This window comes from Vagococcus vulneris, assembly GCF_003950515.1.
In the GTDB taxonomy this organism is placed as follows: domain Bacteria; phylum Bacillota; class Bacilli; order Lactobacillales; family Vagococcaceae; genus Vagococcus; species Vagococcus vulneris.
The window spans coordinates 26,052-52,457 of sequence record NZ_NGJS01000009.1; the positions used below are offsets into that span (position 1 = coordinate 26,052).

Below are 26,406 nucleotides of genomic sequence, written 5' to 3' on the forward strand. Positions count from 1 at the left end.
TTAAGTCCCCTTTCCTTTACTTATTTTCCAATGCAGTCAAGGCAACTTCTGCCGCCTTTTGTTCGGCATTTTTCTTTGATTTGCCACTTCCTGTACCTAATACTTGTCCCCCTGCACTGACTTCAACATAGAATGTCCGCTCATGTGCAGGACCTTCTTCGTTCACCAATACATATTCAATAAGAATATCACCATTTTTTTGCAATACTTCTTGCAAAACAGTCTTATAATCCATCTCATGTGAAAAAGCACCAGACTCAACTTTTGGAATAACTACTTGATAAATAAACTCGCTAACTTTATCTGTTCCTTGATCTAAATACAAAGCACCTAAAAATGCTTCAAATAAATCACATAATAAAGAAGATCTTTTTCTGCCATTTGAACTTTCTTCTCCCTTACCTAATCGGATAAAACGATCAAATTGGCAATCTTTTGCAAATTGGGCCAATGAATCCTCTTTAACAATTGTTGCACGTAATTTAGTCAATTTTCCTTCAGGAAGCTCTGTAAAATGTTTAAACAAGTAATCTGAAACGATAACTTCTAATACAGCATCCCCTAAGAATTCTAGTCGTTCGTTATCATTTAATTCCAAATGTCGGTGCTCATTCACATAGGATGAATGAGTAAAAGCTTGGGTTAATAAATCAATATTTTTAAATACGACACCGTATTTATTTTTTAATAATGCTAAAAACTCATCTTGCATATTTAAATCATCCTTTTTCTATTATAGTTGCACATCACTCATTATACTTTGTTTTGAACCGATTTAAAATAAAAACTATCAATTTGATAGAAAATATCAAATTGATAGTTTAATAATTATTTTCTTGAATCAGATGTAACCCCAATTTCAGACCAAGCATGCTGTCCTTTAACTACGTCCCAATTAAAATCTGTAACGCGATTACTTACCGGACGTACTTCATCACGGAACAATGTCGGAATTGCGAATGCTTCATCATGCGCATATTGTTGCCATTCTTTAAATATCTTTGTTCGGTACTCTGAATCGAATGATTTGTCTGAGTCCATTTCATTTAACAAACGCGTATTTTCTTTGCTTGCAAAACGAGAGAAGTTAAAGGCAGCTTTTGGTCCGTACAATGATGTTTGTGATGGATTAAAGCTTACTTGCCAAGCTCCTTGGAAGACATCAATATCTGGATCATCGTTTTGAATTTTATCATAAAACTGATTGAAATCAATTAAGCGTCCTGTCGCTAGCTTCACATCTAAGCCAACTGCTTTCCATTGATCTATATAGTACTCCGCCAGTGGCTGTGCTGTTTCGCCACCTGCCATTGATGCAAATTTAATTTCTAGTTTTTCACCCTTAGGATCACGTCGGAATTCTTCACCATCTTTTTTCTTATAGCCTGCATCGTCTAATAACTTATTAGCCTTATCAACATCTAAAGTATAGCCTTTTAGTTTACTGTCATTAAACTCACCTAATGCTGGTGGAATTAAAGAGTTTGCTCCAGTGCGTAGCCCGTAGTAGAATTTTTCTCCAACTGCTTGGTTATCTACCGCGTAAGCCATAGCTTGACGTAAAGATTTGTTAGCCATTTTAGCATCCGGATTATAATCGACTTCACCTTTTTCTTTATCAAATTTACCCATCTTAAAGCCGATATAACTATAGCTAAATTCAGGTCGTCCTAACATTTCATAGCCTTCAACATCTTTATAAGTCGGATACGTATCTGTAGGCATCGAAACAACCATATCATATTTCTTTGATTTTAATCCTTCAATAACTGAATTTGACGGTGTTTGACGGAAAACAACTTTATCCAGTTTTGGCTTTTCACCATAATAATGCTCATTTGGAGTAAATTCGACACTTTCACCACGCGTAATTTTAGACATTTTATAAGGACCAAACGTTACTGGATGTTTACGAATAGCGTCACTTGATTCAATGTCTTTAACAGCAATGTCTTTAAAAATGTGTGCTGGCATTGCATTTTGCCATGCTCCACCATCACCATCTGCTGTCAAAATACCAGGGTCAACACTTTCATATGTAATATCAACTGTCTTATCATCAACTTTTTCAATACCTGAAATCGAGTCTGCTTTACCCTCATGATAGTCTTTCATACCAACAATTTTTTGCATTTGTTCACCATATCGAGTTCCAGGGTAATCTTTATCACCAATCACTAAGTATGGTTGAATAATATCGTCAGCAACCACTGGTTTCCCATCAGACCATTTTGCATCTTTAATAAGTTTTATTGTTACCTTTTTAGCTTTTTTATCTAATTTCAAAGATGCTACACCACTGTCATCTATTTGGAATTTGTCATCATAGCCGAATAGTGGTTCAAAAGCTGGTTCCATAAACGATACGTCATATGCATCTTTATTAAATGCTGGATCAAATAATCCTTGAAAAGACGTATCCATTGCTACCGCAACATCTAATGTACCACCATTTTGAGCTTTCTCTTTGTTTTTAGTCTCAATAGGAAACTTAGCAATATCTTGAGCTTCCCCATTTCCTTTTTTATCTCCACTATTTTTGTTGCCACTGTCTTTACTTCCGCATGCTGCCAGTCCGAATGTTACAACTGCTCCCAAAGCTACGGTACTCATTAATTTTTTATATTTCATTGTCATCCTCCTTATTGTTTTTGCTGATTTTTTCTCATGCTAATTAAACTAACTTTTCAAATAATTAGATGATTTAGTCTTCTAATCATTAAATTAGAAAATAATAAGATATATTGTAATTATATTAAAAAATAATGGTTTTTGCAAGTTTATTTTTAATTTAAGCAAACTTGCTTACCTATAATTATGTGAGCTAAATTATTTATATTTTATTACCTATCGTTCAGGACACAAAAAAATGAGAGACACCTGTCTCTCATTTTCAATATTACTATTTACGTGAATCACTTGACACACCAATTTCAGACCATGCATGTTGGCCCTTCACAACATCCCAGTTGAAGTCGATTACGCGATCACTAACAGGTCGTACTTCATCACGGAATAATGTCGGAATTGCAAAAGCTTGATCATGTGCATATTCTTGCCATTCTTTAAATACTTTAATACGGTAGTCATTATCAAATGACTTGTCTGAGTCCATTTCATTTAACAGACGCGTATTCTCTTTATCTGCAAAACGAGTATAGTTAAAGGCTGCTTTCGGACCATATAAAGCTGTTTGAGATGGATTAAAGCTTGTACTCCAAGCACCTTGATACACATCAACTTCTGGATCATCATTTTTTAACTTATCATAAAATTGATTAAAGTCGATTAATCGTCCTGTCGATAACTTAACATCTAGACCAACAGCTTTCCATTGATCCATATAGTACTCTGCTAACGGCTGTGCAGTTTCTCCACCCGCCATAGATGCAAATTTAATTTCTAATTTTTCACCTTTAGGGTCACGACGGAATTCTTCACCATCTTTTTTCTTATACCCAGCATCGTCTAATAATTTATTTGCTTTATCAACATCTTGAGTATAGCCCTTTAATGATTTGTCATTATATTCACCTAATGCAGGTGGAATTAATGAATTAGCACCTTTACGTAAGCCATAGTAGAATTTATCACCAACAGCTTGGTTATCAACAGCATAAGCCATTGCTTGTCGTAATGATTTATTAGCCATCTTAGAATCAGGATTATAAGTAACTTCTCCTTTTTCTTTATCCCATTTCCCTAATTTAAAACCAATATAAGTATAACTAAATTGAGGACGACCTAAAATTTCATATCCTTCAACATCTTTATAGGTTGGGTATGTATCGGTTGGCATGGCAATAACCATGTCAAATTTCTTAGCCTTTAATCCTTCAACTACCGATTTTGTCGGTGTTTGACGGAATACTAATTTATCTAATTTTGGTTTTTCACCATAGTAATACTCATTAGGTGTGTACTCCACACTTTCACCACGAGTAATTTTAGACATTTTATAAGGTCCAAATGATACTGGATTTTTACGGATAGCATCGTTTGACTCCATACCTTTAACTGGAATATCTTTAAAGATATGTGCTGGCATAGCATTTTGCCATACACCGCCATCACCATCAGCAGTTAAGATACCAGGGTCAACACTGTCATAAGCGATTTCGACCGTCTTATCATCAATTTTCTTAATACCAGAAATTGAATCGGCTTTGCCTTCATGATAATCTTTCATACCGATAATCTTTTGCATTTGTTCACCATAACGAACACCGTTATAGTCTTTATTACCGATAATCAAGTATGGTTGGATAATGTCATCAGCAACAACCGGTTTACCGTCTGACCATTTGGCATCTTTGATCATTTTAATCGTTACTTTTTTAGCGTCTTTATCTAATTTAAGTGATGCAACACCACTATCATCTATCTGAAACTTATCATTATAACCAAATAAAGTTTCATTTGATGGTTCCATAAAATAAACATCAAATTGATCTGAATTAAATGCGGGATCAAATAAACCTTGGAAAGATGTGTCCATTGCTACACCAACATCTAAAGTTCCACCTTTTTTAGCTTTTTCTTTATTTTTAGTTTCGATTGGAAATTTAGCAATATTTTGTGCTTCTTCACCTTTTTTACTGCTACTCTTTCCGCCTTCCTTGCTGCCACACGCAGACAATCCGACAGTTACAACAGCACCAAGTGCCATTGCACTAACTAGTTTTTTGTACTTCATTTCTTTCTATTCCTCCTTTGTTTATCCTAAACGTTGGCGAGCATCCGCTGAACGTTTTAAGGCTTGACCTACATAATTAATACTTAACATTAAAACTAAAATTAAAAGTGAAGCTGGGACCCAAATCCATGTTTTATTAGATAAAACATCACCACTTGAGGCGTATCCAATTAAAGTTCCCAAACTTGGTGTCGATTGAGGCAAACCAAATCCTAAATAAGATAAAGTAGTCTCAATACCGATATTAGCGGCAAAGTTCATTGTTAAGTTAGTAATAATCAATGAGCTCAAATTTGGCATTAATTCGCCAAACATAATTTTAAAATTACTTGTTCCCAAAGTTTTTGATGCACTGATATAGTCGCGACGGACTTCTGATAGCGTCTTACCTCTAAACAGACGGGCTTTAGCAACCCAGTAGAACAAACTCATAATTAACACGAATGACAGGACATTGTAATTCGGAATAATCGTTACAAATACAATGATAATCATCATAATCGGCAAAATCATAATAAAATCAACAATACGCATGATTAGACCATCAATAAATCCACCATAATAACCGGAAATAATCCCTAGTCCAACACCAATAATCGATGTAATAATCGTAATCATGAAACCAATTAAGATTGAATTTCTCGCACCTATAATTAATTGACCAAACACATCTCGTCCGCCTTCATCAGCGCCTAATATCCAACCATTTCCTGGCGGATTATACTTATCTAAGATACTTACTTTCATTACTGCTGCTTGATCCATAAACATAGATGTAACAAAAATACCTATCAGCAAAACAACTAATAATATCAAGGAACACATTGCCAACTTATCTCGTTTAAATTCACGAGCAATCATTTTTATTCCTGTTGGCGGTACACTTACCGCTTCAGGTTGCTTATTTTCATTTTTACTCATTTACTTTTATCTCCTTTCTTAATGTTTAGGGTCTATTGAATTCGAATACGCGGATCGACTATACTCATGACAATATCTGAGATTAAGTTTCCGACGATTGTAACAATCCCTAAAATTAATACAAGAGCAGTAATAACAGAATAATCACGCCCATTAATTGCATCAATAAATAATTTACCGATACCAGGATAAGCAAACGTCTGCTCAATAACCACGGAACCACTGATCAAAGCAGTAATTTCATAACTCAATTGTGCAGCAATCGGTAATGACGCATTTCTAAAAATATGGCGTGTAAATACTTTGTTTGTTGGAACACCTTTTGCACGTGCTGTTCTGACAAAGTCTAATTGTTTTGCATCAATTACTTCATTACGCAAATACTGAATAGTAACCGCTGTGGCCAAAACAGCTTGCGTAATCGCTGGCAAAATCATGTGATAGAATCGACTGAAATAATAGCCCGCTGTCCCTTCAATAGCACCACTGTCGACGGATCCTGTTGTTGGGAACCATTCTAAACGATAACCAAAGAAAAACAGCATGATTAGTGCAAAAATAAAAATCGGTACAGCAAAACTAACAAAGTTATAAATAACAACTGATTTATCAAAAATTGAATTTTGGTAACGACCCGAGAACAAACCTAGTGGTAAAGCAATCGCATAAGTCAGAATAACTGTCAATAGTGATAACCAAATAGTGTTTGATACACGTTGACCAATAATTTCAGTAACAGGTAATTTATATAAGAAGCTTTGACCAAAATCACCTTGCAAGGCGTGCGTCACCCACCGAACATATTGTTCATACCAAGGGTCATTTAATCCTGCAGCTTCACGCATCCGTTCGATAGTCGCTGGATCAGTATTTGGGTTAATCAAACCAGTAAACGGATCACCCGGCATCGCTTTGGCTAAAATAAAAATAAATAAACTTAACACGATGATTTGAGGAATCATCAAAAGAACTCGACGAAGTATTGTTTTCCACATAATTAGTTCCCCTCACTTTCAATGTTCTGTACTGCGGCTTGATGAGTTGGACTAATACGTTTTAAGTCATACACTCGACCATTTTCGTCGTAGTATTGACTGTATAAATCTTCAAATTCTTGTTCGACACGACGACGTTCTTCCTTGTGCAGATTGCGATTCTTAACATCAATTTTAGGTATTGCTGATAGTAGGCGTTTAGTGTAAATATGTTGTGGATTATTGTAAATATCTTCACGCGTTCCTATTTCAACAAATCGCCCTCTATTCATGATAGCAATATTATCACACATATGTTTTACCACACCTAAATCATGAGATATAAACAAGTAACTTAAATTATATTCTTGCTGAATTAATTTCATGAAGTTTAAAACTTGTGCCTGTACTGACAAGTCCAACGCTGACACCGGCTCATCAGCAATAATCAATTTAGGATTAGTTGCAACTGCTCGAGCAACACCTAAACGCTGTCTTTGCCCACCAGAAAATTCATGCGGGTACTTGTACAATGCATCTGTAGGCATTCCAACAATATCCAGTAAGCCCTGAATTTTTTTCTTTTCTTCTTGATCAGTTAAATTTTCAAAATTTCGAATCGGTTCACCAATGATGTCAATAACGCGTTTTTTTGGATTTAGACTCGACATTGAGTCTTGAAAAATCATCTGAACGTCTTTGTTATAACCGATTTTTTTTCGTATACCTTTATTAATGACATTATTTCCTTCAAAATTAATTTCACCAGCCGTAGCTTTTTCCAAACCAACAATTGTTTTACCAATGGTTGATTTACCGGAGCCTGACTCACCTACTAACCCATAAGTCTTTCCAGCCTCAATTTCAAAATTTACTCCGTCAACAGCATATACATAATCCACTACCTTGTTGAAAAAACCTCCGCGAATAGGATAGTGAACTTTCAAATCATTGATTTCGATTAATCCCATTTACGCTTCCCCCTCTTCTTTAAAGTGAAAATGTTTGTAGCATGTACAACGTACTAAATGACCTGGTTCAACCTCGTGGAGTGTTGGTTGTTCTTCGTGTGCATCTTCTGAAATCCAAGGAATACGCTCAGCAAAACGACACCCAGTTCGTTTCATGTTTTTTAACGAAGGAACGACACCTTCAATTACATGTAATTCCGAATCGTGTGCATCTTCTTGTGGGATTGAATTCAATAGCGAACGAGTATAAGGATGAAGCGGATTGCTAAACAAGACCTCAGCTGAAGCTTCTTCCACGACTTGACCTGCATACATAACTGCTACTCTATCTGCAGTCTCAGCAACTACTCCTAAGTCATGCGTAATCAAAATAATGCCCGCTTCCGTCTCCTTTTGCAAATCATTTAATAAATCTAATATTTGCGCTTGAATAGTGACATCCAGCGCAGTTGTCGGCTCATCCGCAATAATTATCGGTGGTTTACATGCAATCGCAATGGCTATGATGACACGTTGTCTCATTCCACCTGATAATTCATGTGGATACTGTTTAGCCACTCGTTCTGGATAAGGCAAACCAACTTGACTAAGCAACTCGACAGCTCTTGTTTTACGCTGTTCTTCTGTCATATCAGTATGATAATATAGTGACTCAGCAATTTGATCCCCAATACGCATCAATGGGTTCAGTGCTGACAATGGATCTTGGAAAATCATACCGATATCATTTCCTCTAATTCTGTTATAAAGCGTTTCTGACAATCCAACTAAGTTTAAATCATTATAAATGATGTCTCCTGTAATTTTAGTTTTATTCGGGTCTTGCAACCCCATAATTGTCATTGCTAGAGTACTCTTTCCACAGCCTGATTCCCCTACAATTGCTAAAATTTCATTTTTATCCAGCGTCAGCGATACACCATCTACAGCATCATAATAATCGTCTTTAATTCTAAAACCTGTATGAAGATCCCTAACGTCTAATAATTTACTATCCTCGAACAATAAAATCGCTCCTTCCCTCTACTATTCCCTAACTAATCTTTATGTATATCATTTCAATTTTGAGAAAACACATCTTAATATTAAAATTCCTGTAAGATATCTTATAATTATATTAGAATTTATTATTTTTAGCAACTATTGTCAGATAATTTTTTCATAATAAAAAGCATCTTCTTTCACAATTTATCTTTTATTTATTAGAAAAATCATTTAAAAAGTAAGAAGCACCTGTAATTCGACTTAAATTTAATAAACCAACTACTTTCTCATTTAAATTATAAGTATCTCATTTTAATTATAGTTATCTCATAATTATCATAATAAAAAAAAACCGACATAGCAATTTATGTCAGTTAATCTCTCATTATTGTTATTGGTGTGACATGATATAGTCAACCGCTCCACCAATTGTTTCAATTTTTTCTGCATCTTCATCAGATACTTCCTCATTAAAAGCATCTTCTAATTCTAGAACAAATTCCATAATAGCAATAGAATCTGCTTGTAAATCTTCTTTAATTCTGATATCTTCTGTTACTTTATCTGCTTCAATATCAAAGTGCTCAACCACAATGTCTTTTATCTTTTCAAATACATCTTCTCTAGTCATAGTTAAACCTCCAAGTTCTTATTAACCATTTTTACTTATTCTATAATTCATGTTAATTTTACCTATATTGAAATCGTTTGTCTATAATTTTCGTTTAATAACTGACGGGATAGCCTAGTTATTTTTCAAAGAAAGTTGTTAACTCATTAATAACAGCTGTTTCTTGCATATCATTAATTTGTCTGATAGCTGCACTAACAGCTTTAGCATCTGCAGATCCGTGACATTTCACAACTGGACCTTTCAAGCCAAACAAAACTGCTCCACCATGATTTGAATAATCCATCTTCTCTTTCAATTGTAGCAGACTGTCTTTTAATAACAATGCTCCTAATTTGCTTTTAGTACCGCCGCTTTTAATTGAATCTTTTAAAATGGACATCATAGCCAGTCCGGTACCTTCCATTGTTTTCAAAACAGCATTCCCTGTGAAACCATCCGTCACAACAACGTCGGCTACACCGTTAAATAAATCACGAGCTTCAACATTACCAACAAAATTAATATCTTTTGATTCAGACAACAGCTCATGAGCTGTTTTAGTCAATTCACTGCCTTTAGTCGCTTCTGTGCCATTATTCAGAAGTCCCACACGCGGATTGACTACTTTGCGTACATTTTTAGCATAAAACGTACCTAAGACTGCATATGTTAATAGATGCTCTGGTTTATTATCAGCATTAGCTCCCATATCAATAAAGTCAAAACCATCTAAATCACCCTTAAAAACAGGCAATGTCGACATTAATCCCGGTCGCTCTACATTATTGATACGACCTACAACGAACAATCCAGCAGCTAGAAGAGCCCCCGTGTTTCCGGCAGATAATACGGCATCTGCTTCCCCGTTTTTCACTGCTTGTGCAGCTAAAATCATTGACGCTTGCTTTTTACGACGAACAGCTTTAACCGGTTCATCATCACTATTGATTTTTTCTTCAGTGTGTACAATTGTAATATTTGTTAAATCAGAGATATACTTTTTTATCTCCGGTTCTTTTCCATAAAGAATGAATTCAACATTTGGAAAGTCTTGGCGTGCCAACTCGATACCTTCAACAATTACTTGAGGTGCATTGTCGCCGCCCATTGCATCAACTGCAATCTTTACCATAGTGTTCCCTCTTTCATTTTAAAAATTTAATACGTTTCTAGTTTACCTTAATTTTATAAACTAATCAAAATAATCCGATTGTTTAGCAGAATCACACAATGACTGATACAGCTTCTGATTTTCAGGTTGTCTCATCCAGTTTGACTGCTGCCACAATAAAATTGCCTCGACTCTGGCTGTTTCTAATATCTGGGCATCAGCTACCATATCACCTACTTTAAATTCAGGTAATCCAGATTGTTTAGAACCAAAAAAGTCTCCCGGTCCGCGCATTTCTAAATCCCGTTCACTTAAAATAAAACCATCAGTCGTTTCTGTCATAATTTTCATCCGTTCTTTTCCTTGTTCACTCTTTGGATTTGCAACTAATATACAATACGACGATAAATTGCCACGACCGACACGACCACGCAGCTGGTGAAGTTGGGCTAGTCCAAACCGATCTGCATCCATAATCATCATCATTGTTGCGTTAGGAACGTTCACACCGACCTCTATAACTGTTGTCGACACAAGTATTTGCAGCTTATTTTGTTTGAAATCCGACATAATCGCTTCTTTTTCCTGATTCTTCATTTTGCCGTGTAATAAACCTACTTGAAAATTTGGTTCAAAAAATTCGCGCAGATGCTCATAAATATCTTGTGCATTTTTTGCATCCAACATTTCCGACTCCTCAATTAACGGACAAATCACATAAGCTTGCTGCCCTTGTTTTAATTGAACACGCATCCATTCTAGAACAGTGTCGACCTGTTTAGGTAAAATCCACTTTGTTTCAATTGGCTTACGCCCTGCCGGTAATTCATCAATAATCGAGACATCCATCTCTCCATATGCCGTAATAGCCAAAGTTCTAGGAATTGGTGTTGCCGTCATAAACAAAACGTCGGGATTTTTACCCTTTTCGCGTAAAACCTTACGCTGATTAACACCAAAACGATGCTGTTCATCAGTAATAACTAATCCTAAACGATGAAATAAGATGTCTTTTTGAATAAGCGAATGAGTTCCTACAAGAATATTGAGTGTGCCATCTGCTAGATCAGCTAATATCTGTCTTTTTTCCGCTGCCTTCGTCGAACTGGTTAATAATGCTACGTTAACATCGCTCCCTTGAAATAAATCGGATAAACTTTCCATGTGCTGTTCAGCTAAAATCTCTGTTGGCACCATTAATGCACCTTGAAATCTTGCTGTTACTGCAGCATATAACGCAATCGCAGCCACAATTGTCTTACCACTGCCGACATCACCTTGCAACAGCCGATGCATATGCTGCGGTGATTTAAGGTCTGCACAGATTTCATTGACCACTCTCTTTTGAGCCACCGTTAAAACAAATGGCAATTTAGCAATAAATTCTTTTAGCTTTTGATTGTCATAACGAATGATTGTACCCGATGCTTCAGAATTTTCCTGGCGTTTTAATTCAATCATCTGTACTTGAAAAATAAAAAATTCTTCAAAAGCTAAACGTCTGCGAGCCAGCTGATTTTCTCTGGTATCTTTAGGAAAGTGCATAGCATAGGCAGCCTCTTTTTTCGGCATCAAACGATACTTATCCAACAGCCAATCAGGTAAGTTTTCTTCTATATAATGACCATATATTTCCCAAGCCTCTTTAATTAGCCCCACCAATGTTTGCTGTCTAATCTGTTTATTAACATGATAAATTGGTGAATAATCAATTTCCTGATCTTGCGTGGCTATAATCTTCATACCTGACAATGATTTACGTTTAGCATCCCATTTTCCATAAACAGCAATTTCTTCAGCTGTCACAATTTTACTTTTTAAAAAAGGTTGATTGAAAAAAGTTACGTTAATAACAGCTTGATCGACCATCATACGAAAAGTTAATCGGCTCTTTTTGAATCCATAATAATTAACTATGCCATCACCAAGTATAGTTCCTTTTAAGACAACCTTTTCTTGATCCTGAATATCATTTAACGTTTTTTCTTGAATATCATCGTAACGAAACGGATAGTACATTAATAAATCTTCAATCGTCTCGATTCCTAGACCGTTTAAAATTGATGCACGTTTGGGACCTATTCCTTTCATTGCACCAATCGGCTCTTGAATTATACTTTCCAACTTCTTCCACCTTCTCTCGGTAACCATTCTATTAAAAAAGCCAAACACAATGTTTGGCTTTTCAACAACTATTTTATTCAGCAGAGAAAACATAAGGGTAGACAGGCTGTCCGCCTTCATGAATTTCTACTTCTAGATCTCCATCGACTAATAAAATTTCTTTTTCCAACTCATTTGCTGTTTCAACATTTCCGTCAACACCAACAATAATTGTAACAATTTCGGTATCTTCACGAAGCATAGCTTTCAAAGTAGCAAGTGACGCATCCAATATATCTGGCTTGGATACCATAATTTTATTCTCAACCATTCCGATATAATCGTCTTTTTTTATTTGAATACCATCGATTGATGTGTCGCGAACAGCCGTCGTTACTTGACCACTAACAACTTCGTCTAACATACCAACCATAGCCTTCTTATTAGCTTCTAAACTATTTTGTTCGTTAAAACCTAACAACGCTGTCATTCCTTGAGAAATCGTTTTAGAAGGAATCACAATTGCTGGAATATCGCTCACTTCCGCTGCTTGCTCTGCAGCCATAAAGATATTTTTGTTATTTGGTAAGATAATAACCTTATCCGCATGAACTTTTTCAATAGCTTTCACAATATCCTCAGTGCTTGGATTCATTGTTTGACCGCCGCTAATAATATAGTTAGCGCCCATACCCTTAAACAGCTCTTGAACTCCGTCACCTGCGGCAACAGCTATAACACCATATGGTACGCGCTCTTTTTCAACAGGAGCCTCATCATTATCATGATCTAAAATAGTTTCATGCTGTAAACGCATATTATCAACTTTAATTTTTATCAATGCACCAAATTTTTGCCCGTAGTTCATCACTTCTCCAGGTCGTTCTGTATGGACATGAACTTTAATAATTTCTTCATCAGCAACTACTAATAATGAATCACCCAAACCGTCTAGATAATTTCTAAACACGTCATAATCAAATTCACTATCAACAGTCGGACCTTCACCGATGCGCACCATAATTTCAGTACAATAGCCGAACTTAATGTCTTCCGTTGCTAATTGCCCTTGAACACTGCGATGATGTTCAACATTCACCATTTCATCCATTTGTGCAATGCTGATTTCTTGATGATCACTCTCTACTGTTTTGCCAGATAATGATTCTAAAAATCCTTCATATACAAAGACTAAACCTTGCCCGCCACTATCAACAACACCTACTTCTTTTAGTACAGGTAGCATTTCCGGCGTTTTAGCCAAAGCGCGTTTCGCACCACTCAACGCAGCTTCCATTACTTCAACGCAGTTGTCAGTTTCCTTAGCTTTTTTCTCACTAGCAATTGCGGCACCACGAGAAACAGTTAAAATCGTTCCTTCTACAGGTTTCATAACTGCTTTATAAGCTGTTTCTACTCCGTTTTTAAAAGCGTTCGCCAAGTCTTGTGCTGTTAGCGTTTCGCAGTCAGTGATTTGTTTAGAAAAACCTCTAAACAGTTGAGACAAAATAACACCTGAATTTCCTCGAGCACCCATAAGCAGCCCTTTTGACAATATTCCTGCTAATTCACCTGTATGTTGAGTTGCTGCTTCTCTAACTGCTTTTGCTCCACTAGTCATTGACAAATCCATATTTGTCCCAGTATCTCCATCTGGTACTGGAAATACGTTTAAAGAATTAACAAATTCTGCATTTTGGTTTAAACGTGTTGCACCAGCCTGAACCATTGCTTGGAATTGCCCTCCATTAATCGCTTTTACTTCCACAAATCCGTTCCTCCTTGTTAGATATACGCTTGTTTCTTATTTTTTTGTATATTCGTATAATGGCTCAATGACATTTAGTCTGGTTGGACACGAACACCTTGAATAAACACATTCACAGAGTTTGCAACGACACCAAGCATTGTTTCTAAATTGTATTTAACTGTCTCCTGAACATTGCGACTTACTTCAGATATTTTAGTTCCATAGCTTACTACTATGTAAACGTCAACAGCTACGCCATTCTCTTCTTGACGAACGACAACACCACGTGAATAGTTTTCTTTACCTAATATCTCATTTAAATTATCTTTAATTTGATTTTTACTAGCCATACCGATGATACCATAAATATCGGTTGCCGCTCCGCCTACTACAGTAGCGATAACCTCATTTGAAATTTCAATAGTACCAGCTTGCGTTTTTATTGTTACAGCCATAGTATTACCTCCTCAAAGTCAGTATTTTCCCATTGTCACCCATCAGTTTATCACACCCCAGATATTTATAAAAGAAAAATATCATTTTAAAGTATAATTACTAGCTTTTATTTAAGGTTTATTCATATTTTTATTGCATTCACTTACAATCTATGATAAATTATTCTAGTATGATTATAGAAAATCAGATTACATTCAAAGCAAAGGAGGGAATATCATGGCAAAAGAATGTTATATCACTGGGCGTAAGGCTAGAACTGGTAATAACCGCTCACACGCAATGAACTCATCAAAACGTACATGGAAAGCTAACTTACAAAAAGTTCGTATTTTAGTTGACGGTAAGCCTAAAAAAGTTTGGGTTTCTACTCGTGCTTTGAAATCTGGTAAAGTAGAACGCGTTTAATAGATGATATCAATTGTTCAACTGATGAGCCTGTATCATCGGTTGTTTTTTTATAAAAAAAAAAGCGCCTCAGTTTATCAAAAACTGGGGCGCTTTTCTATTTACTCTATCCAAAAAATTAATCCCTTTTTGCTTGTTCATCATCTTTAGACTGGATAACTGCCAAGAACCCGTCATCAAATGAAAAACGACTTGTATCGCCGACAAATTCATTACTTGATAATGAGAAAGGCAAAGGAAAATACGCTTTATCCAGAGTATATTTAGCATCATATAAGGTTAATCCAACTACTTCTGTCAAACATATATATGCTAAGTATGTCTTGTCTGACTCTTTTTGAATTGTGTACTCACCTGAACGATAGTAGGACACACTATTTAATGAATCTTTAATAAAAAGCTGGCCCAGAAATGATTGAAATCTTGTTTGCATCGGTAACCATAGATTAGCAAGTAAATGATCCAAACGCCCACCAGTTGCACCTATCAATATATAGTTTGCTTTAGGATAATCTTCAATTGCTGCCAGCAATCCAAGTTGTGTGTCAGTGTCATCTTTTTCGACATGACACTTTTCAATCTTAGGAATGTATCGCCTTATTTTTTGCCATTCTTCATCCGACAGTGAGTCAAAATCTCCCACTGCCCGTTCAATAGGAAACCCATGCTCCAAGCCGAATAAAGTACCTCGATCAACACCAATCCAAACTGTTTCTTCCAAAGCATAAGGTGATAAATCAGGCCAAAGTTCCGGATCTCCTCCAGCAATAATCACAACTTGTTTTATCATAGGCGTGCAGCCTTTCTTAAATCAGCAATCCGTTCAGCTCGATCTGATGAACCATAAATATACGAGCCCGCCACTAAAATATCAGCTCCGGCTGCTACACAGCTTTGAGCTGTATGTTTATCGACACCACCATCGATTTCAATTTCATAACTATAGTTAAATTGCTCGCGTAATTTGACTAATTCTTCAACTTTTTCTAAACATTCTGGAATAAAGGCTTGTCCTCCAAAACCAGGGTTAACTGTCATGATCAGGACTAGATCTGCTAAAGGCAGTACATTTTTAATTGTGTCAACTGATGTTCCAGGATTAATAACAACTCCTGCCTTTGTGCCCTCTTGTTTAATCATTTGCAAGGCGCGGTGTATATGCGGTGTGCTTTCTGCATGCACAGTAATTATATCAGCTCCTGCTTGTGCAAAATCAGGTATAAAACGTTCCGGATTAACAATCATCAAATGAACATCTAACGTTAAATCCGTCACAGGTCGGATGGCTGAAACAATATTAGGGCCTAAAGTAATATTAGGGACAAACTGACCATCCATAACATCGACATGAATATATTCTACCCCATGAGCTTCCACTTCTTTAATATCTTTTTCTAAATTCGCAAAATCTGCACTTAAAATAGATGGCGCTATTTTTATCATAACCAAACTCCTCACTTGTTTTTATTATACATCGGTTTTCTGTTTGAAATTTCCTCGTAAAATTGCAGATAATTATCATAGCGACTTTGCAAAATATCGCCAGCAGCTACTTCTTCTTTTACTCCACATTTTGGCTCTTTTCGATGTTGGCATTCTCTGAATTTACAATTTTCTGAAGCAGCAACAAATTCTGGAAAACACTTTGACAACTCAGAAAGCGGCATCTCTAAAAATTCAATAGAACTGAATCCAGGTGTATCCGCGACCAAACCTCCTGCCACGTTAATCAATTCAACATGCCGTGTTGTATGTTTGCCGCGTCCCAATGCTGTGGAAATATCGCCAACTGCTAAGTTTAGATCCGGCAACAACTTATTCAGCAACGTTGATTTTCCGGCTCCCGACTGACCCATAAACACTGTTAATCTATCCTTAAAAAAAGGTTCCAAATCGGATAAGTCATGCGAATCACTCAATAAAACCGGATAGCCTACACTTTCATAATATGTCTGCACTGCCGACATACTTTGAAGAATGTTATCTGAGGCAATATCTAATTTTGTAATATAAATAACTGGTGCAATGTGCTTTTCTTCTAACATTACCAAGAATCTATCTAATAGATTGAAAGAAAAATTCGGCTCGATACAACTTGTCACAATCACTCCTTGATCCACGTTAGCGACTTGAGGCCTAATTAATTCGTTTTCTCTCGGTAAAATATCCATCAAGTATCCATCCGTTGAGTTAGAACTCTCAAAATCTGCAAAATCACCTACCAGTGGCGTAATTTTCCGATTGCGAAAATTACCTCTTCCTCTAGTCTGATACACTTTGCCGTCATTTTCTACATAATAAAAGCCACTTAAAGCCTTAATAATTTGGCCTCGCTGCATTCTGTCCCTCCTTAAATAAACTAACTGCTCTCTTTATTTAATTATTGTATCATATTTTAAAGTTGTACCGCGTGATACTCATTATTTTAATAAAAAAAGAGAAATTCATTATGAATTTCTCTCATCTTTATTACCTTGGCCTTCATCTTTAGATGTGTCAGGTTTACTATTGTTTTCTCCATGGCTAGACGACTGCGTACTTTCTTTAGGTTCTGAAGATTGCTCCGTTTCTGATTTAGATGATTCCGGAACAGTTGTTACCGGCTGTACCGTGCTTGGATCTCGACCAGCTGAATAGACAACTGTCACTTGGTCACCTTTTTTCATTTCTGTACCGCTGCTTGGGATAGTATATATTACCTGACCTGAAGGTACTGAACTACTGTATTCGCTTTGTCCTTCAATTAAAGTCAGACCCATGCTATCAATATAACTGTTTACTCGATTGCTAGAATAGCCGTACATATTCTCTAACTTAAATACTTTCCGCCCAGAGCTCTTAACAAGCGTTACCTTAGCTTCTCTAGGCACTACTTTCTCACCGGCTTTAGGGACTTGCTTTATAATTCTTCCTTCTTCAATAGTATCGGATGTTTCCTCTTTTATCGTAATATTTTCTTTTAAAAAGCCTTCATTTAATAATTGATTTTCTGCTGCATCAATATCTAAATTCGACAAATTAGTCATTGCTACGGATTTATCACCAGAACTGACAAACAAAGTGACTGTTGTGTTTTCTTTGACAGGCGTACCAACACCCGGATCAGTTTTTACTACACGATCTTTTTCCACAGAATCATCTGATATTCTTTCAATTTTAGGCTTTACTTTCAGCTTAGCTGTTTTTAAAATTGCTTCAGCTTCTGTTTGTGATTTTCCTTTTACATCAGGAATTATCACTTCACCGCCGCCTCGACCCAACGCGTACAAACCACCGCCGATTAACAAAACTAACGCTAAACCGATTAAGATTAATTTCATCGGCTTTTTCTTTTTCGGTGTTTCACGCTCATCTTCATGTTCATCTTGTTGTACTTGATTAGGTTTTATTTCTCTTTGTTCAACTTTTTCTGGTTCACGTACCGGTGTCAGCATAATTGTATCATCCGTCATTACACTAGGTGTAAATACTGATTCATTTGCTCTAGCGGGATTCAAGACAGTTTTAATATCATTATACATCTCATCAACCGTCTGATATCTATCTGCGGCTTCTTTAGCCGTTGCATGCAATACCACATTTTCTAAGGATTGCGGTATCGATGGATTAAAACGTCTGACAGACGGCATATCATTTTGAAAATGTTTCAAAGCGATAGATACCGCTGATTCTCCCTCAAACGGAACAACACCAGTCAACAATTCATACAAAATAATCCCAAGCGCATAAATATCAGATTGCCTAGTCGCCATACCACCTCTGGCCTGTTCAGGAGATAGATAATGCACAGAACCCAACAGTGTATTCGTCTGAGTAATTGACGTTTCAGATAAGGCAATCGCAATCCCAAAGTCAGTTATTTTGACAGTGCCGTCTCGTGCAATTAAAATATTCTGCGGCTTCAGGTCACGATGGATAATTTGATGTTGATGAGCCACTGAGATGGCTGCTAAAATTTGTTCCATGATATTGACAACTGTTGGTAACGGGATTGGAGAATTGTCTTTGATGTATCGTTTCAAGTCTGTTCCTTCGACATACTCCATAACAATATACTGCATACCATAATCCTCACCGACATCATAAACACCGACAATATTAGGGTGAACCATTTCAGTTGCAGCTAGAGCTTCCCTTTGGAATCGGCGGATAGCATCTTGATCATTTTGGAAATCAAAACGCAAAACTTTGATGGCTACATCCCTGTTTAAAATTAGGTCTCTTGCTAAATAAACATTAGCCATGCCACCACTGCCAATACTACGAATAACTTCATAGCGTTCGCCGATTTTTTGGCCGATATTAATCATTAACTATTCCCTCCTCCCCATCGTCAAACGACATTACTAATGCCGTAATATTATCTGTTCCTCCAGCTTCATTTGCCTCAGTTATTAATTCAGCTATTCGATCATTTAAAGGCTTTTGTGTCGTTAAAATACTTTTGATCAAATTATCTGACAACATGTTCGTTAAGCCATCCGAACACAAAAGAATTTGATCATCGATTTTTAAAGTAATCAGAGATAAATCTACCTCTACTTTACCCGGAACACCTACTGAACGGACTAAGATATTCTTTTTCGGGTGATTCGCAGCCATTTCTTCAGTAATTTCACCAGTCTTTACTAACTCGTTAACTAATGAGTGATCTTCCGTCAGCTGTTTGATAGCTTGATCTCGAATAATGTATGCGCGGCTATCGCCAACGTGAGCTAGCAACAATTTTCCTTCTAAAGGTGTTGCTGCAACAATGGTAGTTCCCATACCGAATTTCTCCGGATCATTATTTCCCTCTGCGTAGATGACATCATTTTCTTGTTGAATGCGACTAATCAGCCACTCAGAGATAGTTTCATGATCAGAAATAGCTGTTTCTTCCCAGACTTTTCCCAATCCTGTAACAGCTAAAAAACTAGCTTGATCACCAGCTTGATGGCCGCCCATCCCATCGGCAACAATCGCTAAGGTAATTCCTTTTTGGTTTACATATGTACCTACTGTATCTTGATTGTTCTTTCGTTTACGGCCAACATTTGTCTGATAATCTATTTGCATGCTTTACACTCCTTTGTTCTCCAAAAATAAGTTTACGACTTTCGTCTCAGACAGCTGATAAAAAAGCCATCAGTACCATAATGATGGGGATATACTTTTAACATCAGCTGCTGATAGCTTTTTGTTAAATGAGCTACTCCCTTTATATCAATTAACTCAAAATCAGGATGAGCTTCTAAAAAACCCTGAATAACTTCTTCATTTTCTTGTGTCGTTACTGTACACGTACTATAAGTTATTATACCGTTTTTCTTAACTTTTTGTGCAACACTTTCTAATATTTCTGTCTGAATTTGTCTTAATTTTATAAAATCGTCGATTGTTTTACTGTATTTGATATCAGGCTTGCGTCGCAATAAACCTAACCCGGAACAAGGCGCATCAATCAGTATCCGATCAAAACTTTCATCTGGAAACTCATCAGCTGCTTGCCTAGCATCAAGTACTCGAGGTTCTATCACCGACGACACATGCAGTCTCTCTGCGTTTTCTTCGATTAATTTAATTTTATGCGGATGGATATCAAGTGCTGTCACTTTACCGCCTTGTTCAGCATCTAAATATTCAGCAATATGAGTTGTTTTTCCACCAGGTGCTGCACATGTATCCAATACGTTATCTGACGGACGCAGTTGCATACTTGGCGCTACAAGCATTGATGTCTCGTCTTGGACAGTCAGCTTCCCTTCCTTAAATAAGTTGCTGCCAGCTAAAAATCCTTTTTTAGCAACGATTCCGACTGGTGACACCACACTTAATTCTGCATTAATCTCATCAGAAGATAAGGCGGATACAGCTTCTTCACGCGTTAATGCACGTGTAGCCACACGGCCGCTGGCTCGACTCGTCTGCAATAGAGACTCGCCTAATTCGCGTGTTTGTTCTAATCCAATATCTGCAATGAGTACTTCCGTCAACCAACGCGGTATACTTATTTCTATTGAGAGACGCTCAATATCATCTGATATTCCAGCTGTATTGGGAACGCCCTGGCGTTGAATTGTACGCAGCACACCGTTAACAAACTTCCCGATTCCCGGATTCCCTTTTGCTTTAGCGATGTCAACAGCATCATTCAAAATACCATAAGCCGGAATTTTATCTAAAAACTCCATCTGATAAATTGACAGTAATAATAATTCTTTAACCCATAAATCAACCTTTTTTGCTTTCTGAATAAAAGGTGCCAAATAATAAGCTAAGGTCAATTGACGACTAGTCGTCCCATAAACAATTTCTGTCATTAACCGCGCGTCCTTTGATGATAGGTGATGTTTCTTGATTCCCTCATTCACTAAAAGATTGGAATACCCTTGATTAGACGCAATCTTAACCAGTAATTCCATCGCTGCATATCTTGGATTTTCATAGATATGTTTGGGTACTTGTTTTTTCTTTTTACTCAACTTTTTCTCCTGCCTCCAGTTGTCGTCCGACACCATTTAGAAATTCTGCAGCAGTCAGCTGACCTTTACCCGCTGGCTGCAATCGATTAATCCGCAATAAGGTCCCGTTACCGCAAGCAATCTGAAATGATTTTTTATCAATTGCCGTAATTGTGCCGGGTTGTGCATTTGTTTTTTCTTCTAGTGGAGTAACATCCCATAACTTCCAACGGATTCCCTGATACGTTGTATAAGATACCGGCCAAGGTCTCATACCTCTAACCTGACAATCAACTTGTTTCGCCGTTTTTTTCCAGTCAACTTGTTCTTGTTCCCGCGAAATATTTGGCGAGAAGGTCACTTCTGCTTCATCTTGCGAAATTGGTGTAATCTCACCAGCAATCAGCTTGGGCAATGTTTCCATTAATAAACTTTCTCCAACAGCACTTAACTTATCAAACATCGTACCAACATCATCTGTTTCCTCAATTGGAATAGCTCGCTGAGCCAGTATATCGCCAGCATCCATTTTCTTAACCATTTCCATAATAGTTACACCCGTTTCTTTTTCTCCATTAATAATCGAATAGTGAACGGGGGCTCCGCCGCGATATTTCGGCAATAATGATGCGTGGACATTAATTGCGCCTAATTTAGGTGCTTTAAGTATTTTTTCTGGCAAAAATTGTCCGAATGCGGCCGTGACAATTAAATCGGGCTGCATCTCGATGACAGCTTCCATTTCTTCAGAACCGGATATTTTTTCCGGCTGCAATACTTTTATACCGTGAGAAACTGCTGCTTCCTTAACTGGAGGTGGTGTTAATATCTTTTTCCTCCCTACAGGACGGTCTGGTTGCGTAACCACTGCTAATACTTGATATTCATCGCTTTTTATTATACTTTCTAAAATCGGCACTGAAAAACTTGGCGTCCCCATAAAAATAATTTTAGTCATACCCATGTTCCTCCATATATTTCTCTAAATCCTCTGGTGCTATTTTTTCTATAATTTTATCCGTAAACAATTTGCCTTCTAAATGTTCCACTTCATGCTGAAAAGCACGCGCCAAATAGCCGGAAGCATCTACTTCCATCTCATAACCCTCACGGTCGATATAACGGACTGTAACTTCCTTATGTCTTTCAACTGTTCCAAAAACATTTGGAAAACTCAGACAGCCCTCAACATCGATAGAAGTAGCCGAACTTTTAGCAATAATTTCTGGATTAATCATCTCAAACAACCCAGTATCCTCATCTAGTTCAACTAAAACAACTTGCTGCGACACACCTATTTGATTCGCTGCTAAGCCGATTGCATCACGAGCTACCATTGTATCATACATCTCGTCTAACAGCTTCAGCAAACGTGGTGTCAAACGTTTTACCGGTTGGCATGGTGTAATTAATCCCTTATTTGGGTAAGTAACTATCTTTTTCAAATATTCTCATCCTTTAAATAAAGTGTTGCGGTTCCATATCGATAACCACACGTAGACCTTGCCTGATATCTTGTTGTGATTCTAGCAAAATATGATGCAGTGCTACTGTAAGATTCGGCTCTTGACGATATTTTATCACGACTTGATAATAATAGCGTTTGTTTACTCTAGCAATTGAACGCGGTGTTGGCCCCAAAACGATTGCTTGAGGTGTTAAAAATGTCTTTAGATACTGTACAATTTGATAAATTCGTTTTGCTGCGATATATTCGTCTTCATGGCTAACAACCAACTGACTGGTAAAAAAATATGGCGGATAAGCGCCCTGATGCCTGATTTTCATCTCATGTTGATAAAAAGATTCATAATCTTGTTCTTTTGCAAGTTGAATAGCATAATGGTCTGGATTATAGGTTTGGATTAAGACCTCTCCCGATTTTTCACCTCGACCAGCTCGACCACTGACTTGAGTCAATAATTGAAAGGTGCGTTCACTCGAACGGAAATCGGGTAAATTCAATGCTGTATCAGCATTCAACACACCAACTAATGTCACATTAGGAAAATCTAACCCTTTCGCTATCATTTGTGTTCCCAATAAAATATCTGCTTCGCCAGCAGCTACCTTGTCTAACAACTTTTGATGACTACCTTTTTTTCTAGTCGTATCGACATCCATGCGAATTATTCTGGCAGTCGGCAATAATTCTTGCAACTCAGATTCCACTTTTTGTGTTCCTGTCCCATAATATCTGATTTTATCTCCATCACAAATCGGACAGCGATAAGGGATTCCCTCCTCATGTCCGCAATAATGGCACTTCATCGTCTTAGTATCCATATGCAACGTTAATGAAATATCACAGTTCGGACAAGGCAAAACATAGCCGCAATCACGGCACATGATGAACGAAGAAAAGCCCCGACGATTCAACATTAAGACAGACTGTTCTTTCTTGGCTAAGCAATCTGTCAGTTTCGTTAACAGTTCAGCTGAAAATGTGTGTCCACCCTGTTGAACTTCATGACGCATATCAATAATTTTAACATCGGGTAATGTTGAATTCATAACAGCACGTTGTGAAAGATGCAAAAGACGATAAACATTCTTTTGTGCTCGTGCTCGAGATTCTAAAGAAGGTGTTGCGCTGCCTAAAACTATAGGACACTGATGATACCGACTGCGCCAAATTGCTAAATCCCTCGCATGATAACGCGGTGACTCATCTTGTTTGTAAGACCCTTCATGTTCCTCGTCAATAATAATCAACCCAATATTTTCTAATGGCGCAAAAATTGCTGATCTGGCACCGACCACCACTTGTGCTTCACCACGCTCGATTTTTCGCCATTCGTCGTATTTTTCCCCTTGAGACAAGCCACTATGCAGTACAGCAACATCTTTACCAAATCTCTTTTTAAATCGCGTAACTGTTTGAGGTGTTAATGATATTTCAGGCACTAACATAATTGCTGTTTTCGATTGCTTTAAAACATCAGCAATACTTTGTAAATAAACCTCTGTCTTACCACTTCCAGTGACACCTTCAATTAAAAAAACTTCGGACCGATTCTTTCTAACACTATCCGTAATCAACCCCACAGCCGTCTGCTGCTCTCGATTTAATAATAAGGCAGTATCCGATTTAAACGTTTGATATGCATAAGGATCCCGGTAGACTTCACGGTCTTCTATAATTAACCAGCCAGCTTGCTGTCCGTTATTTACAACTGCTCGAGAAATATCGTGTTCATCTATCAGCTCTTTTAAACCTATTTCCATGTCCAACGGCATTGTCAGCAATAATTTCAACAATTTTATTTTTTGATGCGCATTTGCGCGCTGCTCATTTAATTGCTGCTCCAGTTCTTCATGAGGTAACCGCCTTTTAATAACTTTGGCCGTCTTCACACGGTTTTTAGTTGTCACTTCATAACGAATATCAACAAGACCTTCTTGTCGCAGCTTCAAGATATCCGATAAATGCCCACTATCAATCAAGTCTTCCCATGACAGTTCCGATAATCCGCAAAAAATATCATTCTTAATGTAATCTGAGACAGTCTGATCATTTAGTACAACCCATTTTTTATAAGAAGAGCGCATAACGCTCGGCAGCATAGTCTGCAAACATGTAATCTTGAAGGCAAACGTCGATTCTGCCATATAATCGGCTAACTTCAACATTTCATGATTTAACACCGGGGTCAGATCAAGGATATTGACAATATCTTTTAATTCAACTGTTTCTGATGGTGTATCAGTTTGCTCTAAATTGACAATAAACCCCTGGATATGACGATTTCCTTTACCAAAAGGAACCTCTACTCTCATACCAATCTGAATGAATTTTTCCAACTCGATGGGAACATGATAACTGAATGGTTGATTTGTCTGCATCGTTGGAACATCAACAATTATATGCGCAATCACCATAGATTCCACATCCTTTCTATTTCTCTTATTGTATCAAAATTTCATATATTATGTTTAAAAAAATAAAGCAGAACAAGATAACCTGTTCTACTTTATTTTTTTAAACATAATATAATACTAATTAGATTTTATTATCTAACTGGATACGTGCTTCCAATTCTTGATGTTCCCGACGTTTAAGTGCTTTTTGTTCCTCTTCTTGTCGTTTGATTAGTTCACGCTTTAATTCTGGATGAGGGTCAATTACAACGTCTCCAGCTGCAATTTCTTCTAAAGCACGACCAACATTTTTCACTGAAACAAATTGCTCTTGATCAATCATCGGCTGCGCACCTAAATCTAATTCATGAGCACGCTTGCTCGACAAAATAACTAATGAATATTTTGAATCTACTTGTTCTAATAATAAATCAATCGATGGGTATAACATAATTACATCTCCTCTAACATTTTTTCGTAATAATCGATAACGTGTGATACTTTATAATGTTCACTTTCAATAATCTTCTTAATACGATCTACTGCTAATTCTACTTTATCATTAACCACAGCATAATCATAGTGACGCATCATTTCAACTTCAGACTTTGCCACTACCATACGTTCATTTATCACTGCCATATCATCCGTTCCACGACCGATAATACGTGCTTTCAGTTCCGAAAAATCAGGAGGGGTTAGAAAAATAAAAATACCATCAGGCATCTTCTCTTTCACTTTCATTGCGCCTTGAACTTCAATTTCTAAAAACACATCTTTTCCTTCGTCTAATGTTTTGTTAACATAATCCAAAGGCGTGCCATAGTAGTTACCAACATATTCTGCGTGTTCCAACATTTTACCAGCAGTAATCAACGCTTCAAATTCTTTACGTGAACGAAAAAAATAATCGACGCCATCAACTTCTCCCTCTCTCATTTGACGTGTCGTCATTGAGATAGAATATTCATACGCCGTATCTTTATTTTCAAATAAAGCTTTGCGAACAGTTCCTTTCCCTACACCAGATGGACCAGATAGTACAATTAACAACCCTCTTTGTGACATAGTGTCTTCCTTCCCCTTTGCTAACTTTTATTATTTTATCTACTATAATG

At 37.0% G+C, this 26,406-nt stretch carries 24 protein-coding genes; 1 reads left to right on the plus strand and 23 read right to left on the minus strand.

Translation table 11 applies throughout. The annotated features are described in order from the left end of the window. Positions 1-16 precede the first annotated feature (16 nt). The 12 genes from rnc to CBF37_RS07240 all read right to left on the minus strand — a co-directional run bounded on the left by rnc (position 17) and on the right by CBF37_RS07240 (position 14,578). On the minus strand, positions 17-712 hold the full coding sequence (gene rnc, locus CBF37_RS07185) for a ribonuclease III (RefSeq protein WP_125984086.1): 696 nt from the start codon (positions 710-712) through the stop codon (positions 17-19). A gap of 116 nt (positions 713-828) precedes the next feature. Then, positions 829-2,631 carry an oligopeptide ABC transporter substrate-binding protein gene (locus tag CBF37_RS07190; protein ID WP_125984087.1) on the minus strand — a complete coding sequence of 601 codons (1,803 nt, stop codon included), beginning with the start codon at positions 2,629-2,631 and terminating at the stop codon, positions 829-831. Between the two features lie 271 nt (positions 2,632-2,902). Next, positions 2,903-4,696: an oligopeptide ABC transporter substrate-binding protein gene (locus tag CBF37_RS07195; protein ID WP_125984088.1), complete on the minus strand. Its 1,794-nt coding sequence runs from the start codon at positions 4,694-4,696 to the stop codon at positions 2,903-2,905. A 21-nt stretch (positions 4,697-4,717) separates the two neighbouring features. Next, entirely contained in the window at positions 4,718-5,617 is a 900-nt protein-coding gene (locus CBF37_RS07200) for an ABC transporter permease (RefSeq protein ID WP_125984089.1), read from the minus strand. Between the two features lie 32 nt (positions 5,618-5,649). After that, positions 5,650-6,612 (minus strand): oligopeptide ABC transporter permease, encoded by a 963-nt coding sequence (gene opp4B / locus CBF37_RS07205; protein WP_125984090.1) that lies wholly within the window; start codon positions 6,610-6,612, stop codon positions 5,650-5,652. A gap of 2 nt (positions 6,613-6,614) precedes the next feature. After that, a complete protein-coding gene (locus tag CBF37_RS07210; protein WP_125984091.1) occupies positions 6,615-7,562 on the minus strand; it encodes an ATP-binding cassette domain-containing protein in 948 nt (315 codons plus the stop codon). Further along, positions 7,563-8,567, minus strand: a complete 1,005-nt coding sequence (locus tag CBF37_RS07215) for an ABC transporter ATP-binding protein (RefSeq protein WP_125984092.1) — start codon at positions 8,565-8,567, stop codon at positions 7,563-7,565. A 370-nt stretch (positions 8,568-8,937) separates the two neighbouring features. Further along, positions 8,938-9,177 (minus strand): acyl carrier protein, encoded by a 240-nt coding sequence (gene acpP / locus CBF37_RS07220; RefSeq protein WP_125984093.1) that lies wholly within the window; start codon positions 9,175-9,177, stop codon positions 8,938-8,940. 118 nt (positions 9,178-9,295) lie between these two features. After that, positions 9,296-10,291: a phosphate acyltransferase PlsX gene (plsX, locus tag CBF37_RS07225; protein WP_125984094.1), complete on the minus strand. Its 996-nt coding sequence runs from the start codon at positions 10,289-10,291 to the stop codon at positions 9,296-9,298. Between the two features lie 60 nt (positions 10,292-10,351). Beyond that, a complete protein-coding gene (gene recG, locus CBF37_RS07230; protein WP_338067348.1) occupies positions 10,352-12,385 on the minus strand; it encodes an ATP-dependent DNA helicase RecG in 2,034 nt (677 codons plus the stop codon). Between the two features lie 82 nt (positions 12,386-12,467). After that, positions 12,468-14,141: a DAK2 domain-containing protein gene (locus CBF37_RS07235; RefSeq protein ID WP_420824169.1), complete on the minus strand. Its 1,674-nt coding sequence runs from the start codon at positions 14,139-14,141 to the stop codon at positions 12,468-12,470. Between the two features lie 74 nt (positions 14,142-14,215). Beyond that, complete coding sequence (locus CBF37_RS07240) at positions 14,216-14,578, minus strand: Asp23/Gls24 family envelope stress response protein (RefSeq protein WP_125984095.1); 363 nt, start codon at positions 14,576-14,578, stop codon at positions 14,216-14,218. 217 nt (positions 14,579-14,795) lie between these two features. Here CBF37_RS07240 and rpmB point away from each other — a divergent pair, with 217 nt between their 5' ends. Then, complete coding sequence (gene rpmB, locus CBF37_RS07245; protein WP_125984096.1) at positions 14,796-14,984, plus strand: 50S ribosomal protein L28; 189 nt, start codon at positions 14,796-14,798, stop codon at positions 14,982-14,984. Positions 14,985-15,102: 118 nt separating this feature from the next. Here the strand turns inward: rpmB and CBF37_RS07250 are convergent, their stop codons facing one another. From CBF37_RS07250 to gmk, 11 genes are all read right to left on the minus strand, one after another. After that, positions 15,103-15,774 (minus strand): thiamine diphosphokinase, encoded by a 672-nt coding sequence (locus CBF37_RS07250; protein WP_125984097.1) that lies wholly within the window; start codon positions 15,772-15,774, stop codon positions 15,103-15,105. After that, positions 15,771-16,424, minus strand: a complete 654-nt coding sequence (rpe, locus tag CBF37_RS07255; RefSeq protein WP_125984158.1) for a ribulose-phosphate 3-epimerase — start codon at positions 16,422-16,424, stop codon at positions 15,771-15,773. Before rpe ends, CBF37_RS07250 begins: the two co-directional genes overlap by 4 nt. A gap of 14 nt (positions 16,425-16,438) precedes the next feature. After that, on the minus strand, positions 16,439-17,323 hold the full coding sequence (rsgA, locus tag CBF37_RS07260) for a ribosome small subunit-dependent GTPase A (RefSeq protein WP_125984098.1): 885 nt from the start codon (positions 17,321-17,323) through the stop codon (positions 16,439-16,441). A gap of 108 nt (positions 17,324-17,431) precedes the next feature. Beyond that, complete coding sequence (gene pknB, locus CBF37_RS07265) at positions 17,432-19,294, minus strand: Stk1 family PASTA domain-containing Ser/Thr kinase (RefSeq protein WP_125984099.1); 1,863 nt, start codon at positions 19,292-19,294, stop codon at positions 17,432-17,434. Then, entirely contained in the window at positions 19,287-20,042 is a 756-nt protein-coding gene (locus CBF37_RS07270; RefSeq protein ID WP_125984100.1) for a Stp1/IreP family PP2C-type Ser/Thr phosphatase, read from the minus strand. The genes pknB and CBF37_RS07270 overlap by 8 nt, the downstream gene beginning before the upstream one ends. A gap of 32 nt (positions 20,043-20,074) precedes the next feature. Further along, positions 20,075-21,484 carry a 16S rRNA (cytosine(967)-C(5))-methyltransferase RsmB gene (gene rsmB, locus CBF37_RS07275; RefSeq protein WP_125984101.1) on the minus strand — a complete coding sequence of 470 codons (1,410 nt, stop codon included), beginning with the start codon at positions 21,482-21,484 and terminating at the stop codon, positions 20,075-20,077. Then, a complete protein-coding gene (gene fmt / locus CBF37_RS07280; RefSeq protein WP_125984102.1) occupies positions 21,441-22,385 on the minus strand; it encodes a methionyl-tRNA formyltransferase in 945 nt (314 codons plus the stop codon). Before fmt ends, rsmB begins: the two co-directional genes overlap by 44 nt. Further along, a complete protein-coding gene (gene def / locus CBF37_RS07285; protein ID WP_125984103.1) occupies positions 22,378-22,872 on the minus strand; it encodes a peptide deformylase in 495 nt (164 codons plus the stop codon). Before def ends, fmt begins: the two co-directional genes overlap by 8 nt. Positions 22,873-22,885: 13 nt before the next feature. Continuing rightward, on the minus strand, positions 22,886-25,309 hold the full coding sequence (gene priA / locus CBF37_RS07290; RefSeq protein ID WP_125984104.1) for a primosomal protein N': 2,424 nt from the start codon (positions 25,307-25,309) through the stop codon (positions 22,886-22,888). Between the two features lie 121 nt (positions 25,310-25,430). Then, positions 25,431-25,742 carry a DNA-directed RNA polymerase subunit omega gene (gene rpoZ / locus CBF37_RS07295; protein ID WP_125984105.1) on the minus strand — a complete coding sequence of 104 codons (312 nt, stop codon included), beginning with the start codon at positions 25,740-25,742 and terminating at the stop codon, positions 25,431-25,433. Continuing rightward, on the minus strand, positions 25,742-26,356 hold the full coding sequence (gene gmk, locus CBF37_RS07300) for a guanylate kinase (protein ID WP_125984106.1): 615 nt from the start codon (positions 26,354-26,356) through the stop codon (positions 25,742-25,744). The genes rpoZ and gmk overlap by 1 nt, the downstream gene beginning before the upstream one ends. Positions 26,357-26,406: the final 50 nt, after the last annotated feature.

Excerpts from the sequence above, each read along its gene's own strand:
- rnc (WP_125984086.1), bottom strand. The coding sequence starts at position 712 with ATGCAAGATGAGTTTTTAGCATTATTAAAAAATAAATACGGTGTCGTA.
- CBF37_RS07190 (WP_125984087.1), bottom strand. The coding sequence starts at position 2,631 with ATGAAATATAAAAAATTAATGAGTACCGTAGCTTTGGGAGCAGTTGTA.
- CBF37_RS07195 (WP_125984088.1), bottom strand. The coding sequence starts at position 4,696 with ATGAAGTACAAAAAACTAGTTAGTGCAATGGCACTTGGTGCTGTTGTA.
- CBF37_RS07200 (WP_125984089.1), bottom strand. The coding sequence starts at position 5,617 with ATGAGTAAAAATGAAAATAAGCAACCTGAAGCGGTAAGTGTACCGCCA.
- opp4B (WP_125984090.1), bottom strand. The coding sequence starts at position 6,612 with ATGTGGAAAACAATACTTCGTCGAGTTCTTTTGATGATTCCTCAAATC.
- CBF37_RS07210 (WP_125984091.1), bottom strand. The coding sequence starts at position 7,562 with ATGGGATTAATCGAAATCAATGATTTGAAAGTTCACTATCCTATTCGC.
- acpP (WP_125984093.1), bottom strand. The coding sequence starts at position 9,177 with ATGACTAGAGAAGATGTATTTGAAAAGATAAAAGACATTGTGGTTGAG.
- plsX (WP_125984094.1), bottom strand. The coding sequence starts at position 10,291 with ATGGTAAAGATTGCAGTTGATGCAATGGGCGGCGACAATGCACCTCAA.
- CBF37_RS07240 (WP_125984095.1), bottom strand. The coding sequence starts at position 14,578 with ATGGCTGTAACAATAAAAACGCAAGCTGGTACTATTGAAATTTCAAAT.
- rpmB (WP_125984096.1), top strand. The coding sequence starts at position 14,796 with ATGGCAAAAGAATGTTATATCACTGGGCGTAAGGCTAGAACTGGTAAT.
- CBF37_RS07250 (WP_125984097.1), bottom strand. The coding sequence starts at position 15,774 with ATGATAAAACAAGTTGTGATTATTGCTGGAGGAGATCCGGAACTTTGG.
- rsgA (WP_125984098.1), bottom strand. The coding sequence starts at position 17,323 with ATGCAGCGAGGCCAAATTATTAAGGCTTTAAGTGGCTTTTATTATGTA.
- pknB (WP_125984099.1), bottom strand. The coding sequence starts at position 19,294 with ATGATTAATATCGGCCAAAAAATCGGCGAACGCTATGAAGTTATTCGT.
- CBF37_RS07270 (WP_125984100.1), bottom strand. The coding sequence starts at position 20,042 with ATGCAAATAGATTATCAGACAAATGTTGGCCGTAAACGAAAGAACAAT.
- rsmB (WP_125984101.1), bottom strand. The coding sequence starts at position 21,484 with ATGGTGTCGGACGACAACTGGAGGCAGGAGAAAAAGTTGAGTAAAAAG.
- fmt (WP_125984102.1), bottom strand. The coding sequence starts at position 22,385 with ATGACTAAAATTATTTTTATGGGGACGCCAAGTTTTTCAGTGCCGATT.
- priA (WP_125984104.1), bottom strand. The coding sequence starts at position 25,309 with ATGGTGATTGCGCATATAATTGTTGATGTTCCAACGATGCAGACAAAT.
- gmk (WP_125984106.1), bottom strand. The coding sequence starts at position 26,356 with ATGTCACAAAGAGGGTTGTTAATTGTACTATCTGGTCCATCTGGTGTA.